Source organism: Aeromicrobium sp. Leaf272, assembly GCF_001422865.1.
Lineage (GTDB): Bacteria > Actinomycetota > Actinomycetes > Propionibacteriales > Nocardioidaceae > Aeromicrobium.
Window position 1 is genome coordinate 166063 of record NZ_LMMY01000001.1, and the last position, 14461, is coordinate 180523.

Annotated in this window: 16 protein-coding genes; 5 read left to right on the plus strand and 11 right to left on the minus strand. The window is 73.2% G+C overall.

Annotated features, from left to right (window positions below; genetic code table 11):
• Positions 1–90: 90 nt before the first annotated feature.
• The 8 genes from ASF38_RS00815 to hppD all read right to left on the minus strand — a co-directional run bounded on the left by ASF38_RS00815 (position 91) and on the right by hppD (position 7344).
• Positions 91–774, minus strand: coding sequence for a glycosyltransferase family 2 protein (locus ASF38_RS00815; RefSeq protein WP_056573052.1), 684 nt, complete (start codon positions 772–774; stop codon positions 91–93).
• Positions 767–1321: a bifunctional 2-polyprenyl-6-hydroxyphenol methylase/3-demethylubiquinol 3-O-methyltransferase UbiG gene (locus tag ASF38_RS00820; protein ID WP_056573057.1), complete on the minus strand. Its 555-nt coding sequence runs from the start codon at positions 1319–1321 to the stop codon at positions 767–769. The genes ASF38_RS00815 and ASF38_RS00820 overlap by 8 nt, the downstream gene beginning before the upstream one ends.
• Positions 1318–2028: a PIG-L deacetylase family protein gene (locus tag ASF38_RS00825; protein ID WP_056573061.1), complete on the minus strand. Its 711-nt coding sequence runs from the start codon at positions 2026–2028 to the stop codon at positions 1318–1320. The genes ASF38_RS00820 and ASF38_RS00825 overlap by 4 nt, the downstream gene beginning before the upstream one ends.
• The gene (locus ASF38_RS00830; protein WP_056573063.1) at positions 2025–2933 is read right to left on the minus strand and encodes a hypothetical protein; all 909 of its coding nucleotides are present in this window, start codon (positions 2931–2933) and stop codon (positions 2025–2027) included. The genes ASF38_RS00825 and ASF38_RS00830 overlap by 4 nt, the downstream gene beginning before the upstream one ends.
• Positions 2934–3009: 76 nt before the next feature.
• Complete coding sequence (gene fahA / locus ASF38_RS00835; protein WP_056573065.1) at positions 3010–4170, minus strand: fumarylacetoacetase; 1161 nt, start codon at positions 4168–4170, stop codon at positions 3010–3012.
• Positions 4167–4949, minus strand: coding sequence for a hypothetical protein (locus ASF38_RS00840; protein WP_200914352.1), 783 nt, complete (start codon positions 4947–4949; stop codon positions 4167–4169). The genes fahA and ASF38_RS00840 overlap by 4 nt, the downstream gene beginning before the upstream one ends.
• Positions 4937–6145 carry a homogentisate 1,2-dioxygenase gene (locus ASF38_RS00845; protein WP_056573070.1) on the minus strand — a complete coding sequence of 403 codons (1209 nt, stop codon included), beginning with the start codon at positions 6143–6145 and terminating at the stop codon, positions 4937–4939. Before ASF38_RS00845 ends, ASF38_RS00840 begins: the two co-directional genes overlap by 13 nt.
• A complete protein-coding gene (hppD, locus tag ASF38_RS00850) occupies positions 6145–7344 on the minus strand; it encodes a 4-hydroxyphenylpyruvate dioxygenase (protein ID WP_056573073.1) in 1200 nt (399 codons plus the stop codon). The genes ASF38_RS00845 and hppD overlap by 1 nt, the downstream gene beginning before the upstream one ends.
• Positions 7345–7463: 119 nt before the next feature.
• Between hppD and ASF38_RS00855 the strand changes: the two genes are divergently transcribed.
• Positions 7464–7949, plus strand: a complete 486-nt coding sequence (locus ASF38_RS00855) for an Lrp/AsnC family transcriptional regulator (protein ID WP_055969508.1) — start codon at positions 7464–7466, stop codon at positions 7947–7949.
• Positions 7950–7962: 13 nt separating this feature from the next.
• On the opposite strand, the gene ASF38_RS00860 is transcribed toward ASF38_RS00855, so the two are convergent.
• From ASF38_RS00860 to ASF38_RS00870, 3 genes are all read right to left on the minus strand, one after another.
• Positions 7963–8388 (minus strand): hypothetical protein, encoded by a 426-nt coding sequence (locus ASF38_RS00860; RefSeq protein WP_056552703.1) that lies wholly within the window; start codon positions 8386–8388, stop codon positions 7963–7965.
• Positions 8385–9578: a molybdopterin-dependent oxidoreductase gene (locus ASF38_RS00865; RefSeq protein WP_056552700.1), complete on the minus strand. Its 1194-nt coding sequence runs from the start codon at positions 9576–9578 to the stop codon at positions 8385–8387. Before ASF38_RS00865 ends, ASF38_RS00860 begins: the two co-directional genes overlap by 4 nt.
• 126 nt (positions 9579–9704) lie before the next feature.
• Positions 9705–10868: a pyridoxal phosphate-dependent aminotransferase gene (locus tag ASF38_RS00870; RefSeq protein ID WP_056573076.1), complete on the minus strand. Its 1164-nt coding sequence runs from the start codon at positions 10866–10868 to the stop codon at positions 9705–9707.
• A 273-nt stretch (positions 10869–11141) separates the two neighbouring features.
• Here ASF38_RS00870 and ASF38_RS00875 point away from each other — a divergent pair, with 273 nt between their 5' ends.
• From ASF38_RS00875 to ASF38_RS00890, 4 genes are all read left to right on the plus strand, one after another.
• Complete coding sequence (locus tag ASF38_RS00875) at positions 11142–11849, plus strand: class E sortase (protein ID WP_055969491.1); 708 nt, start codon at positions 11142–11144, stop codon at positions 11847–11849.
• Between the two features lie 14 nt (positions 11850–11863).
• Positions 11864–12505 (plus strand): orotate phosphoribosyltransferase, encoded by a 642-nt coding sequence (pyrE, locus tag ASF38_RS00880; RefSeq protein WP_055969488.1) that lies wholly within the window; start codon positions 11864–11866, stop codon positions 12503–12505.
• An 8-nt stretch (positions 12506–12513) separates the two neighbouring features.
• Positions 12514–13164, plus strand: coding sequence for a TrmH family RNA methyltransferase (locus ASF38_RS00885; RefSeq protein WP_056552999.1), 651 nt, complete (start codon positions 12514–12516; stop codon positions 13162–13164).
• A gap of 54 nt (positions 13165–13218) precedes the next feature.
• The coding region (locus tag ASF38_RS00890) for an FAD-dependent oxidoreductase (RefSeq protein ID WP_200914353.1) at positions 13219–14461 on the plus strand (1243 nt) is incomplete at its 3' end.

A 14461-nucleotide genomic window follows, 5' to 3' on the forward strand; every position in this document is an offset into this window, starting at 1 on the left:
CACCCGAGCGGCGCAGCAGCAGTCCGGGTCCCACCCGACTGACGCACCAGCAGGGAAGAGCCAGCCACGACCCCGCCGTACCGGTCGAGCTCAGCCCGCCGGCGCCGACCACGCGCGCAGGTCGGCCGCGACGCCAGACGGTGCGCGCCCGACCAGGCGTGGCGAGGTGACCACGGAGTGTTCCGTCGTCCACACGACTCGGTGGCCCGCCGCCACCACGCGGTGCACCAGGTCGGCGTCCTCGTGGACGGGGAGGGTCGCGAACCCACCCACGGAGCGGTAGGCGGAGGCGTGCACCCCGAGGTTGGCGCCGTGCACGTGTCGGTGGCTCGCGCCGTCGACGCCCCGCTGGTAGTGGCGCCACCACGCTGCGTGTCCCGGGGTCGCATCGGGCGGGAGCACGATGGTGCCGACCACCGCATCGGCACCCGCCGCGGCGAGGTGGAGGTGGTGCTCCAGCCAGGCCGGGGGGACGCGCGAGTCGGCGTCGGTCGTCGCGATCCAGGTGCGGGTCGGGTCGTGGCCCTCCAGCAAGGTGGCCACACCTGCCGCGCGGGCGGCGCCGACCCCGGGCTCGGACCGCTCCAGCACGCGTGCACCGTGTCGCCGCGCGATCGCGGCGGTGGCGTCGACGGTGGCGTTCACGACCACGACCACCTCGACCGGGACGGTCACGCGCCGGGCCGCCTCGGCCAGGGCCGCGAGGCACGCCTCGACGTGGTCGGCCTCGTCGCGGGCCGGCACCACGACGCCGATGCGATCGACCTCAGGCACGTTCCAGCACCTCGAGCCGGAAGTCGCGCTCCTCGTGCGTCACGACGCCGCGCAGGCCGGCCTCGTGCAGGTCGGCGTGCGCGTCGTCGGGGCGCGACGCCGCCTCGTCGAAGTCGTGGCGCCAGTGCACGGCCAGCACCTGGCCGTCGTCGGTCAGGCTCTCGACGGTCCTCCGCGCAGTCAGCGCCCTGTCCTCGGGGGACAGGAAGTACAGCACCTCCGACAGCACCACCAGGTCGAAGGCGCCCTCCGGCCAGTCCTGCGGGATGGACCCGCGGCGGGCGTCGACGCGGTCCAGCGCGCGCTGCCCGAGCCGCTCGAGCGCGAGGTCCACGAGGTCCATGGCCACCACCTCGTCGCAGCGTCGGACCAGCAGCTGGGTGATCTGCCCGGCTGCGCACGCGGGCTCGAAGGCGCGCCTGTACTGCGGGCGGGGCAGGCTCGCCAGGGTCAGCTCCCGCTTGCGCTCCTCGTACGGGGCGCTGTCGAGGAGCCACGGGTCCGGGTCGGTGCGGTACAGGTGCTCGAAGTACGCCGGGTCGGTCACGTGAGGACCACCTCGGGCGCGTGCAGGGCGTGGGCCAGCAGCGCCTCGGTCACCACGGGCGCGTCGGCGGGATGCGGGGAGAGCGGCTGCAGCTGGCTGCGGAAGCAGCGCAGCGCCGTCGCCTTGCGGGCGTGCGCCGCAGCGCCGTAGGGGAGCAGGGCCGCCCCGCGCAGCCACGAGGCCTGCGCGGACGGGGTCGTCACCGTCCATCGCCACACGGGGTAGCGCCAGAGGGTGGCTCCCGCGGGCGCGACCTGCTGGGCCACACGGCCGACCACGTCGTGGTCGGCGTGGCCGTCGTCCTCGAACGGCGCGACGACGAGCGCCGCGTCCGCGAGCAGGGTCGTCAGGCGGTCGCGCAGCGGTGCCTCGTCCTGGGGCAGGGCCGCGTCGCGCAGGCCGAGGTGGGTCACGTCCGGCCGCTCGTGCCCGAGGACGGCGAGCGCCTCGGCGAGCTCGGCCCGGCGCACGGTGCGCAGCTGGTCGGGCGTGAGGGTCGGGCTGTCGGGGTGCGAGCGCTCGCCGTCCGTCGCCACGACGAACCGCACCGGGTGCCCGGCACGTCCGGCGAGCCACGCCCCCACCCCCAGCACCTCGTCGTCGGGATGGGCCGAGAGCACCACCACCTGGCCGGACGGCGCGGTGGCCCGGGGCAGGCTCGCGCCGCGCAGGACCTCGGACCAGGGCGCCGCCGGGTGCTGCCTCATGGGAGTCCTCCGAGCCGGGCGAGGTCGCGCTCCGCGTGGTGCTGTCGCACGAAGACCTGCAGGTCGGCCACCCGTCGGGAGTGCTCGGCGTCGAACGCGAGCGGCCCCGGCCCGGTGGCGCGTCCGACGTGGTGCAGGACGGTGTCGACCGCGTCGGCCACCCCGGCGCGCACCGCGAGCGCGAGTGCCTCCACCTCGGTGTCGGGCTCGGTGTCGATCCTGCGGGCCGCGTCGTCCAGCAGGGCGCCGGCGGTGTGCAGCGCCGCGCGGACGGCGCCGCGGTGCGCCAGCCCGTGCTCGTCCAGCCGGGCTGATCTCTCGAGCACGTCCGCGACGGCCCGGGCGCCGCCGGTCCACACGGCGGCGATGCCGATCGCGCCGTGCCAGAACCCGGGCCGCTGCACGTAGGCACCGGGCGCCCCGACGTCCACCGCGTCCACGGCGTCGAGACGCAGCGTGACCGTGCGGGCGTCGGCCATGCCCGGCCCCACCCACGTCGGAGCCTGCTCGTCGACCGCGACCCCTGGCTGGTCGAGGTCCACGGCGAACAACCGGTCGTGGCCGTCGTCCTCGGCGGTCACGAGCGCGTGGGTCACCAGGTCCGCTCCCGAGCAGAAGGCCTTCGTGCCGTCGAGGTGCCACCGATCCCCGGTCCGCGTCGCACGGACGACCGCGAACGGCGGTGCCGCCGCCCAGACGGCCCACACCCCGTCGGTGTCGATGGGGTGGTCCAGCTCGGCGCCGATCGCCACGGCGTCGTGGTGCGGCTCGGCCAGCTTCGCGAGCGACAGGTCCTCGTGCCCGAGGGCGACGAGTGCGTCGAGCCGGTCGTGCGTGGCACCGCTGCCGGGAAGGGGAAGGGGGGTGCGCGTGCGTTCACGCAGCAGCTCTGCCGTCAGTCCCATGCAGCTCCCTCGTCCGGGCGACCGCAGGGCCGCCCGTGCTGCGTACCCGTTGCGAGCCGTCCGAAACGCCGAGATCTCAGGATCCGGCGATCCGCCCCGTCACGGCACCGAGTGCGATCCTCGATCCGTCGGCACCGGGAGCGGTGGCGGTGATCGTCACGGTGTCGCCGTCCTCCAGGAAGCTGCGGGTGGTCCCGTCGGGGAGCTCGATCGGCTCGGTGCCGTTCCAGGTGAGCTCGATCAGGGCGCCGCGCTCCTCGCGAGCCGGGCCGCTGACCGTCCCCGACGCGAACAGGTCGCCCGGTCGCACCGAGGCGCCGTTGACGCACAGGTGGGCGAGCATCTGCGCGGGGGTCCAGTACATCGCCGCATACGGCGGGCGGGAGACCACCTCGCCGTCGAGGCGCACCTCGAGCGCGAGGTCGAGGCCTCCGGCCGGCGCGTCGGCGTCGTCGAGGTACGGCAACAGGGCGACGTCGCGGGTCGGCGGAGCCACGCGGGCCCCGGCCAGGGCCTCCATCGGCACCACCCACGGGGAGACCGAGGTGGCGAACGACTTGCCGAGGAAGGGGCCGAGGGGCACGTACTCCCAGGCCTGCAGGTCGCGTGCGGACCAGTCGTTGACCAGGCAGACGCCGAACAGGCGGTCCTCGGCCTCGGCCAGGGTGAGCGGGCCGCGCACCGACGGGCCGCCGACGACGAACCCCACCTCGGCCTCGATGTCGAGCCGGGTCGAGGGTCCGAAGACGATCTCGCCGTCCGGCGCGCGGCGCTGGCCGCTGGGGCGCACCACGTCGGTGCCGGAGACCACCACCGTGCCGGCTCGGCCGTGGTACCCGATGGGCAGGTGCTTCCAGTTCGGGGTGAGTGGCTCGGAGTCGGGCCGGAACAGGCGACCGAGGTTCGACGCGTGGTGCTCCGAGGCGTAGAAGTCCACGTAGTCGCGGACCGTCCACGGCAGGTGCAGCGTGACGGCGGCCTGGGGCACCAGGTGCTCCTCGGCGCCGGACGCGACGAGCTCCAGCAGTCGGTCGCGCAGCTCGGCGCGACGTTCGGACGGGTAGGACAGGACGCCGTCGATCGTGCCGTCGGCCAGCTCCTCGGCCAGGTCCGGCAGCGCCGCGGCGACGTCGAGCACGTGCGTGCCCACGCCGACTCCCACGTGCGGCGCCGCTCCGGCCGTGCTGAAGGAGCACCACGGCAGCGTCGTGGTGCCCCAGTCGACGGGATCGCTCATGCGGTCATCCTTCCGGGAAGCAGGCCGAGGTGGGCCAGGTCGGCTGCGGGGTCGTCGACCGAGCACGTGCCGAACGAGGTGAAGAGGCGACGTGCCTGCCGGACACGGTCCTCGCCGAGCGCGGCCAGGTCGGGGCCGACGCGCTCGTCCTCGCGACGGAGCACCGCCACCGCGGCATCGTCGCCGGAGCCCGACAGCAGGGTGTCGACCGCCAGCAGCACGTTGGCGAACCCGTGGTGCACGAGGCCGTCGTCGGGGTCGGTCGAGCGGACGGCGCGATGCAGGCCGGCGGTGAGCTTGAAGGGTCGCTCTGCGCGCACGAGCGACGAGAGTGCACGTCCCAGCCGCTCGGGCGTCGGAAACGCGTGGGCGTCGGGGCCACCGGTGCGCAGCTTCACGAGGGCGCCGGCCGGGACGTCGAGCACGCGGTCCGCGTCCGTCTCGACCACGAGGCAGGCGCCGGCGGGCACGGTCACCGACGCCGGGTCGCGCGTCTCCACCGCCGCCACGTCGAGCCCGGCCGGGACGTCGAACGGGGCGTCGGCCACCACGGCCACGCGGAGGGTGGCGCCACGGGCGAGCTCGGCCGCGCGGGGGAGCGCGGAGGCCGGGAGCACGAGTGGACCGACCAGCGCGGCGACGTGGTGCCCGTGCCGTGCCAGGTGCGCGGCGACGGCCTCGTCGAGCGGGAGGTCCCCGGGCGGGAACACGGCCGCGTCGTCGAGGAACGCGTCGAACGGTCCCACGAGCACGTCGCGGGGACCACTCACTGCGACCACGAGCGGTGGTAGACGCCGTCGTCGACGGCCCGACCGCCCTCGCCCAGCTCCAACGGACGGAACGTGTCGACCATGACCGCGAGCTCGTCGAAGGACTCGGCGCCCAGGCTCGCCTCGATGGCCGCCGGCTGGGGGCCGTGCGAGTGGCCGCCCGGGTGGACCGTGACCGAGCCCTTGGCGATGCCGGAGCCCTTGCGCGCCTCGTAGTCGCCGTCGACGTAGAACATGATCTCGTCGCTGTCGACGTTGGCGTGGAAGTACGGCACCGGGATCGCGAGCGGGTGGTAGTCGACCTTGCGCGGCACGAAGTTGCAGACCACGAAGTTGCTGCCCTCGAACACCTGGTGCACCGGCGGCGGCTGGTGGATGCGCCCCGTGATCGGCTCGAAGTCGTGCACGCTCAGCGCGTAGGGGTAGAGGCAGCCGTCCCAGCCGACGACGTCGAACGGGTGGTCCGGGACCACGTGCACCGTGCCCGCCAGGCCGCCCGGGCCGGAGCCGCGGTGCTTGACGAACACCTCGACCCCTGCACCGTCGGACCCCTCTCCGGAGCGCACCTCGGGCTCGCCGGGTCCGCGCAGGTCACGCTCGCAGTAGGGCGCGTGCTCGAGCAGCTGGCCGTAGCGCGACAGGTAGCGCTTGGGCGGGGCCACGTGGCCGTTCGCCTCGATGCAGTAGGCGCGGGTCGTGGTCTCGACCACGTAGCGATGGGTGGTGGCGCGGGGGACCACCAGGTAGTCGCCGGGGCCGTAGGTGAGGTGGCCGAACACGGTCTCGAGCACGCCGGTGCCGGCCTCGACGAACACGATCTCGTCGCCCGTGGCGTTGCGGTACAGCGGCGACGTCGCGTCCGCCACGACGTAGGAGATCCGCACGTCGGCGTTCCCGAGCACGAGTCGTCGGCCGGTGACCACGTCGATCTCGGTCGCCGAGCTCGTCGAGGTGGAGCCGAACAGGTCGTGCAGACGCAGGTGCCGCGGGAGCAGCGGCTCGTTCGGCGTCGTGGTCTGGTCCGGCAGCTCCCACCGTCGCGCCTCGAGCACCGCCGACGGCACGCCCACGTGGTAGAGCAGCGAGGAGTCCGAGCTGAACCCCTCCTCGCCCATCAGCTCCTCGCGGTACAGCGTCCCGTCGGGGGAGCGGTGCTGGGTGTGCCGCTTGGGCGGGATCGATCCGGCGCGACGGTAGTGCGCCATCAGAAGTTCCCGCGCTTGGCCTGCTCACGCTCGATGGCCTCGAACAGCGCCTGGAAGTTCCCCTTGCCGAAGCCGAGGGACCCGTGCCGCTCGATCAGCTCGAAGAACACCGTCGGCCGGTCGCCGATCGGCTTGGTGAAGATCTGCAGCAGGTAGCCGTCCTCGTCGCGGTCCACGAGGATGCCGCGGCTCTGCAGCTCCTCGATCGGCACGCGCACCTCGCCGATCCGGGCCCGCAGCGCCGGGTCGGTGTAGTAGCTCTCGGGCGTGGCGAGGAACTGCACGCCGCGCTCACGCAGGTGGTCGACCGTCGCCAGGATGTCCTCGGTGGCCAGGGCGAGGTGCTGGGCGCCGGGACCGCGGTAGAACTCGAGGTACTCGTCGATCTGCGACTTCTTCTTCGCGATCGCCGGCTCGTTGAGCGGGAACTTGACCCGGTGGTTGCCGCTGGCCACCACCTTGCTCATGAGGGCGGAGTAGTCGGTGGCGATGTCGTCGCCGATGAACTCAGCCATGTTGGTGAAGCCCATGACGCGGCCGTAGAAGTCGACCCACTCGTCCATGTGGCCCAGCTCGACGTTGCCGACCACGTGGTCCAGCGCCTGGAAGACGGGTGCCTCGCGCCGGGTGGTGGTGCGGCGCTCGACGAAGCCGGGGAGGTAGGGGCCGACGTACCGGCTGCGGTCCACGAGCGAGTGCCGGGTGTCGCCGTAGGTGGCGATGGCCGCGACCCGCACGGTGCCGTGCTCGTCGCTCACGTCGTGGGGCTCCTCCAGCACCGTCGCACCCTGGGCGCGGGCGTGCTCGATGCAGCGGTCCACGTCGGGCACCTCGAGCGCGATGTCGACGACGCCGTCGCCGTGACGGCGGTGGTGGTCGGCGACCGTCGAGTCGGGGTCGACCGCGCCCTTCAGCACGAACCGCACCGCGCCGCTCTGCAGCACGTACGCGTGGTGGTCGCGGTTGCCGGTCTCGGGGCCGGAGTAGGCCACGACCTGCATCCCGTAGACGTTCTCGTAGTAGGCGGCGGCCTGGGTGGCGTTGCCGACCGCCCACACCAGGGCGTCCCAGCCGGTGACGGGGAAGGGGTCGGCCGAGTCGTCGTGCTCGACGAGACCGACGAGCCTGCGCAGCTGCTCGAGGTCGAGGTCGGCGAGCCGCTCGGCGTCGGTGAGGATCGTGTCTGGAGTCGTCGTCATGTGGTCCAGGTCACCGCCTTCTCGTGTGCTTGGCAACCTGCCTGGTCCGAGGTAGACAGATCGAGCGTTCCTGCCGAGTAGAGTCCCTCGAGACTGGTCAATCTGCAGAGGAATCACCCATGGATGCTCTCGACCTCGCGCTCGTCGCCGCACTGCGCGAGCACCCCCGCGCCGGGGACCTCGAGCTCTCGCGCGTGGTCAAGGTCGCACGCGCCACGGTGCAGTCGCGCCTGGCCAAGATGGAGGCGGCCGGCGTCATCACCGGCTACGGCCCCGACGTCGACCTCACGGCGGCCGGCCACCCCGTCCTGGCCTTCGCCACCCTCGAGATCGCCCAGGGCCGGCTCGAGGACGTGCGCGCCGAGCTCGACTCGTTGCCCAACGTGCTCGAGGCCTACGTGACGAGCGGGACGGCCGACGTCGTGTGCAAGATCGCCGCGTCCTCCCACGCGGACCTGCAGGACGTGCTGCTGCACATGAGCACGTCGGGCTCGATCGTGCGGTCGACGAGCATCGTCGTGCTCAGCGAGCTGGTGGCCCCGCGCGTGCTGCCCGTCCTGGCGCGCGACGTGCAGGGCGGTGGCAGGGCGCCCCGCTACCGCTGATCGAGGGCCTGGATCACGCGTCGCGATCCGCGGCCGTGGTGGCGGGTGACCCGCGTCGGCCCGCCCAGGCGGCCAACGCCCCACCGACCGCGAGCAGCGCCGTCATCACGACCCAGCTCGCGCCGTACGGCTGGTTGAGGATCGTGTCGTTGTCGGGCTTGCCGCCCTGCCCGCTCAGCACGGGCAGGAAGGTCACGGTGAGGGTCGCCCAGACCAGGAACGCGATGCCGAGGGCCGCGTGGCGAGGAAGCAGTCGGGACGCCCCGACCCCGAGCGCGACCGTGACGGGCGCGAGCACCGCGTCGTGGACCAGCACGCCGGCGACCAGCCAGACGACGAGCGAGACCAGCTGTTCGGACGTGAACTCGCGCATGAGCCACAGCCCCCACAGCCCGCAGCCCACACCGACGAGCACGAGGATCGCGCGGGCGGCCCTCATGCGGTCACCTCGAGCCGACGGACCCACTTGGTCTGCAGCACCCCGGGCCGGTTCGGCGCGATGATGCGGCACGGGTACCCGTGGTCGAGCGACAGCGTCTCGCCGTTGAGCTCGAGGGCGAGCAGCGTGCGCTCGTCCTGCGTGAACGCGGCCGGCAGGTCGGTGTTCGCGAACGCCCCGCGGGTCTGCAGCGAGGAGACCCGCACGTCGGACCCCGGAGGTGCGTCGACCAGGGCGAGGACGTCGCGGACGGCCACGCCGGTCCACACGGCGTCCTTGCTCCACCCCTCGACGCAGGCCATGGGCAGGCGGTGCGTCCTCTGCGGCAGCTCCGCCAGCTGGTCGCGCGTGAGCGAGACGGTGCGCCCACCCGCGACGACCTCGAGCACGTAGTCGGGTGAGCTGGCACCGTCGACCGCACCGGCGGCCCTCGCGGTGCGGTTGATCGACAGGCCCTGCGGACCGTCGCCGTTGCGCACCGCGAAGACCGAGACGTTGCGCAGCCAGGGGACCGACTGTCCGGCGGTGAGCAGGACCGCGAGCCCGGACGCCGAGGCTGCGCCGAGCAGGACGGCACGGCGCGTGGGACCGTCGCCGGCATCGGGGGGCCTGTCCTCGTGGTCGTCGTCGACCTGTTCGTCGTCGATCGGGGCGCCGAGGGCGGCCCGGATCACCGGCAGCTTCACTGCCACGTGCACGAGCAGCGCCCCGATCGCCACCCAGGCCACGGCGTTGTGGGTGCGTCGGAAGCTGAAGTCCCAGGGGTACCACTGGGCGATGTTGAGCAGCCCGCTCGCGAGCATGAACACCGCCGAGGCGACCAGCGCGGCGATCGACGCGCGCTCCAACGCCTCGACCACCAGGGCGCGGCGACCCGACGGCGGGCGCACGAACAGCCGCGGGAAGACCGACCACAGCTTGACCAGCAGCAGCGGCACCGCGGCCGTGCCGGCCACGACGTGGACCCCCTGGGTCACGCGGTAGAGCCAGGCGGGCGACGGCCCGAGCGGCACCCAGTCCTGCGGGTCCTGCTGCAGGTGGCTCCAGATCCCGGTGACGAAGCACAGCCCGAACGCGACGCCGAGCGCGACGCCCACGCGCGCGCTCAGCCCCGTGCCGCGCGAGCGGCTCGTGAAGGCGTCGGGACGGGGGAGCAGCCGCTCGACGTCCTGGACGGTCGGCAGCCTCATCGCGTGTCCCGCGACGTCATGCGTCCTGCTGCCATGCGTCCCGCTCTCGTGTGCTCGACCCTGGTGTGACCGATCCTCTCGCACCTGACCGGTCCGTGTCCGACGTAGTCGCGGCCACGCAGCGCGTCACAGCGCCGCGAGACGTCGGACGGCCTCGTCGATGACGTCCGGCCTCTTGCAGAACGCCCACCTCACGAGCGGCCTGCCGGGGTTGTCCTCGAGTGGGGTGTCGGGGTCGTGGAACACCTGGTGCGGCACGGCCACGACGCCGACCCGCTCGGGCAGCGCGAGGCAGAACTCGAGCCCGTCCTCGAAGCCGAGAGGGCGGATGTCGGTGGTCGCGAAGTAGGTCCCGTCGGGCACCACGACGTCGAAGCCGACGTCGGCCAGCCCTGCGCACAGCTGGTCGCGACGGGCCCTCATGCCGTCGGTGAAGGAGGCGAAGTAGTCGTCGTCCAGGCGCAGCGCGGCGGCGATGGCCGGCTGCAGCGGTGCGCCCGACGTGAAGGTGAGGAACTGCTTGGCGCCCAGGAGCGACCGCACCAGCGACTCGGGGCCGGTGGCCCACCCGACCTTCCACCCCGTGAACGAGAAGGTCTTGCCACCGCTGGAGATGGTGAGCGTGCGCTCGCGCATGCCGGGCAGCGTGGCGATCGGCACGTGGGTCACGTCGAAGGTCAGGTGCTCGTACACCTCGTCGCTGATCACCACGAGGTCGTGGTCGCGGGCCACCTGGGCCACGGCGGCCAGCTCGTCGGGCGTGAGCACCGTGCCGGTGGGGTTGTGCGGGGTGTTGAGCAGGATCGCGGTGGTGCGCGGCGTCACGGCGGCGCGCAGCTCGTCGACGGGGAGGCGGAAGTCCGGTGCGCGCAGCGTGACCGGGCGGCGGACGGCACCGGCCATCTGCAGCACCGCCACGTAGGAGTCGTAGTAGGGCTCCAGCACGATCACCTCGTCGCCGGCCTCCACGATGCCGAGCACCGCGGCCGCGATGGCCTCGGTGGCGCCGGTCGTGACCGCGACCTCGGTCTCGGGGTCGACCTCGAGGCCGTACCAGCGGCGTTGGTGCTCGGCCACGGCGAGCCGGAGGTCAGGCACGCCCGGGCCGGGTGCGTACTGGTTGGCGCCCCCGCGGAGCGCGGCCACGGCGGCGTCGATCACCGCGTCGGGGCCGTCGGTGTCGGGGAACCCCTGGCCGAGGTTCACGGCACCGGTCGAGGCCGCGAGGGCACTCATCCGCGCGAAGATCGTGGTGCCCAGTCCGTCGATCCGGCTGCTCTGCGTCCTCATCCCTCGCGACTCTACGCACCGCGGGCCCGCCCCGGTGGTCGACCTGGACGCGTGCGTCCCGAGCCCGGACAGAGCGCTGCCCCGCCGTTCTCGGGGGGTGAAACGGCGGGGCAACGGTCCTGATACTAGTGGCCCGGCGGGGCAGCGCTGGGCGGATTCGAGCCAGAAGGNCAGCGCTGGGCGGATTCGAGCCAGAAGGCCGCGCGACCGATGAGATGTGGGTCACAGTCGACGCGGGGTGGCCGCCTGGACGAGGGTGAGAGAATCGGCCCCATGACCACCGCGACCGCGCCCTCCCCGCCCGCCGGGGGTGGACGTCGTGCTCCGCGGCGGCGTCGTTTCTCCCTCGTCCGGCTCCTCGGCGTGGTGCTGATCCTGTCGGGTCTCGGCGTGCTCGGGTACGTCGCCTGGCAGTACTGGGGCACCAACGTCGTGGCCAAGCAGCAGCAGGCCGAGATCCGCCAGATCATCTCCGACGACTGGAAGAACGGCACCGACGGGAAGAACATCGGGCTCCTGCGCGTGCCGCGCTTCGGCACGGAGTACGAGGTCCCCATCGTCAAGGGCTTCGACCAGGAGTCGCTCTCCAAGGGCGTCGGCATGTACGAGGAGGCGGCCCTGCCGGGAGAGCTCGGCAACTTCGCGATCGCCGGGCACCGCGTCACCCACGGCGAGCCCTTCCGCGACTTCCTGAAGCTGAAGAAGGGCGACCTCGTCCACATCGAGACGCGCACGGCGGTGTTCACCTACCAGCTGCGCAACGACGGTGACTCGCTCACGCTCGACTTCACCGTCGGCTGGCCGCTGCAGCAGGTTCCGGACCCTGACATGCGGGGCGAGCCGCCGACCGCCAACGTGCTCACGATGCTCACCTGCTCGGAGCTCTTCCACACGCGCAACCGCAACGTCGTCTTCGGCGACCTGGTCAAGATCGTCGACAAGTCCGACCCCGAGCGGAAGATCCCGCTCCCCGGCGCCTAGGAGCCCCCGCGACCATGCAGGACTACCAGCGATCCTTCGTGGAGTTCGCGATCGGCCACGACGTGCTCCGGTTCGGCTCCTTCACGCTGAAGTCGGGCCGGACGTCGCCGTACTTCTTCAACGCCGGCGGCTTCGACACCGGCGCACGGCTCGCCGGGCTGGGCCGCTTCTACGCCGCGGCGATCGCCGAGCGCGCGCCCGACTTCGACGTGCTCCTGGGCCCCGCCTACAAGGGCATCCCCATCGCCGCGGCCACCGCGGTGCAGCTGGCCGAGCACCACGGGCGCGACGTGCCGTGGAGCTTCAACCGCAAGGAGGCCAAGGACCACGGCGAGGGCGGGATGATCGTCGGCGCACCCCTCCAGGGACGGGTCCTGCTCGTCGACGACGTGATCACCTCGGGCAAGGCGATCCGGGAGGTCGTGCCGCTGGTGGAGGACGCCGGCGCCGAGCTGGCCGGCATCGTCGTGGCCGTCGACCGGCAGGAGCGTGGCGCGGGCGACCTCTCGGCCGTCGACGAGGTGCGCCGCGACCTCGGCGTCCCGGTGGAGGCGATCGTGACGTTCGACCACGTCATCGAGTTCCTCGAGGAGTCCGGCCGCCACGCCGAGCACCTCGACGCGGCACGCGCCTACCGCGACCAGTACGGCGCGTGACCCCCTCGCTGGACCCGGGCACGAGGGGCGGGGCCGAGGGTGACGGTGTCGAGGGTGACGGCGTCGAGGTGGGTGTGGGCCCGTGGGAGGGGCCCGTGCCCGACGACCCCCGGCTCGACCCGACGCTCCTCGCCGAGGGGGACCGGCGCAACGTCGTCGACCGCTACCGGTACTGGAGCGTCGAGGCGATCGTCGCCGACCTGGACACGCGCCGGCACCCGCTGCACGTGGCGGTCGAGAACTGGCAGCACGACTTCAACATCGGCTCCGTGGTGCGCACCGCCAACGCGTTCAACGTCGCGGCCGTGCACGTCGTCGGCCGGCGCCGGTGGAACCGGCGCGGCGCGATGGTGACCGACCGCTACCTGCACGTCCACCACCACGCCGACGTCGAGGCGCTGGCGGCCTGGGCCGACGAGCAGGACCTGCCGCTGCTCGGCATCGACAACCTGCCCGGCGCGGTGCCGCTCGAGACCACCACGCTGCCCCGTGCCTGCGTGCTGCTGTTCGGCCAGGAGGGCCCGGGCCTGAGCCACGCGGCCCGTGCGGCGTGCGCGACGACCCTGTCGATCGCCCAGTTCGGCTCGACCCGGTCCATCAACGCCGGAGCCGCCGCCGCCATCGCCATGCACGCCTGGGTGCGCGAGCACGCCGGCTGACGGCCGGGCCGTCTGGGCGGGCGTGCGTCGGTGCGTCGCCCTAGGCTCGGGAGCATGAGCCGCGTCGTCGTCATCGGGGGTGACGCGGCGGGCATGACGGCCGCGTCGTCCCTCAACCGTCTCGTGCCCGACGTGGAGGTGGTGGTGCTCGAGCGCGGGCACCACACCTCCTACTCCGCCTGCGGGGTGCCGTACTGGGTCGCGGGCGAGGTCGACGGCCCCGACGCCCTCGTGGCCAGGACCCCCGAGGAGCACCGCGAACGGGGCATCGACGTGCGCCTCGGCAGCGAGGCGACCGCGGTCGACACCGACGCGCGCACCGTGACCTACCGCGACCTCGCAGGCGAGCAGGTCGTCACCTACGACCGCCTCGTCGTCGCCACCGGAGCGCGTTCGATCCTGCCCGAGCTGCCGGGCATCGACGCCGGGAACGTGCAGACCGTCAAGGACCTCGTCGACGGCCAGCAGGTGCTCGACCGCATCCGCGCCGGCGCGCGCCGGGTGGCCGTCGTCGGCAGCGGCTACATCGGCATCGAGATGGCCGAGGCGTGCCTGGCCCAGGGGCTCGAGGTCACCGTGGTCGAGCGCGAGAGCACCCCGCTGCCGATCGTCGAGGACGAGATCGGTGAGCTCGTCGCCGACGCCATGCGCGAGAAGGGTGCCCAGGTGGTCACCGGTGCCGCGGTCACCGGCTTCGGCGTGGGAGCGGACGGCGCCGTCACCTCCGTGCGCACCGACGAGGACGACTACCCGGCCGACCTGGTCGTCGCGGCCTTCGGAGTCGCGCCGCGTGGCGACCTGCTCACGACCGCTGCCACTGGGCCGAAGGACGGCATCGTCACCGACGACCAGCAGCGGGTGCTCCGTCCGGACGGGTCGGTCCTGGCCGACGTCTGGGCCGCGGGTGACTGCGTGGTCACCCTCGACCGCCTCACGGGGACACCGATCCACCTGCCGCTCGGGACCCACGCCAACAAGCAGGGCATGGTGGCGGGGGAGTCCCTGGCGGCCTCGCTCGGCGCCGACTGGTCGGGACGGGTCTTCCCCGGCGCCGTGCAGACCGCCATCACCAAGTTCTGCGACCTCGAGATCGCGCGCGCCGGACTCGGCCGTGCCCAGGCCGACGACGCCGGGCTCGACGTCGTGAGCGCCTCGGTGGAGTCCACCACCGTCGCCGGCTACTACCCGGGTGCGGAGCCCATGACGTTGTGGGGGCTGGCCGAGCGTGGGACGCGACGCCTGCTCGGCGTGCAGGTCGCGGGCGGGCGCGGCGCGGGCGCCCGGATCGACGTGGCGG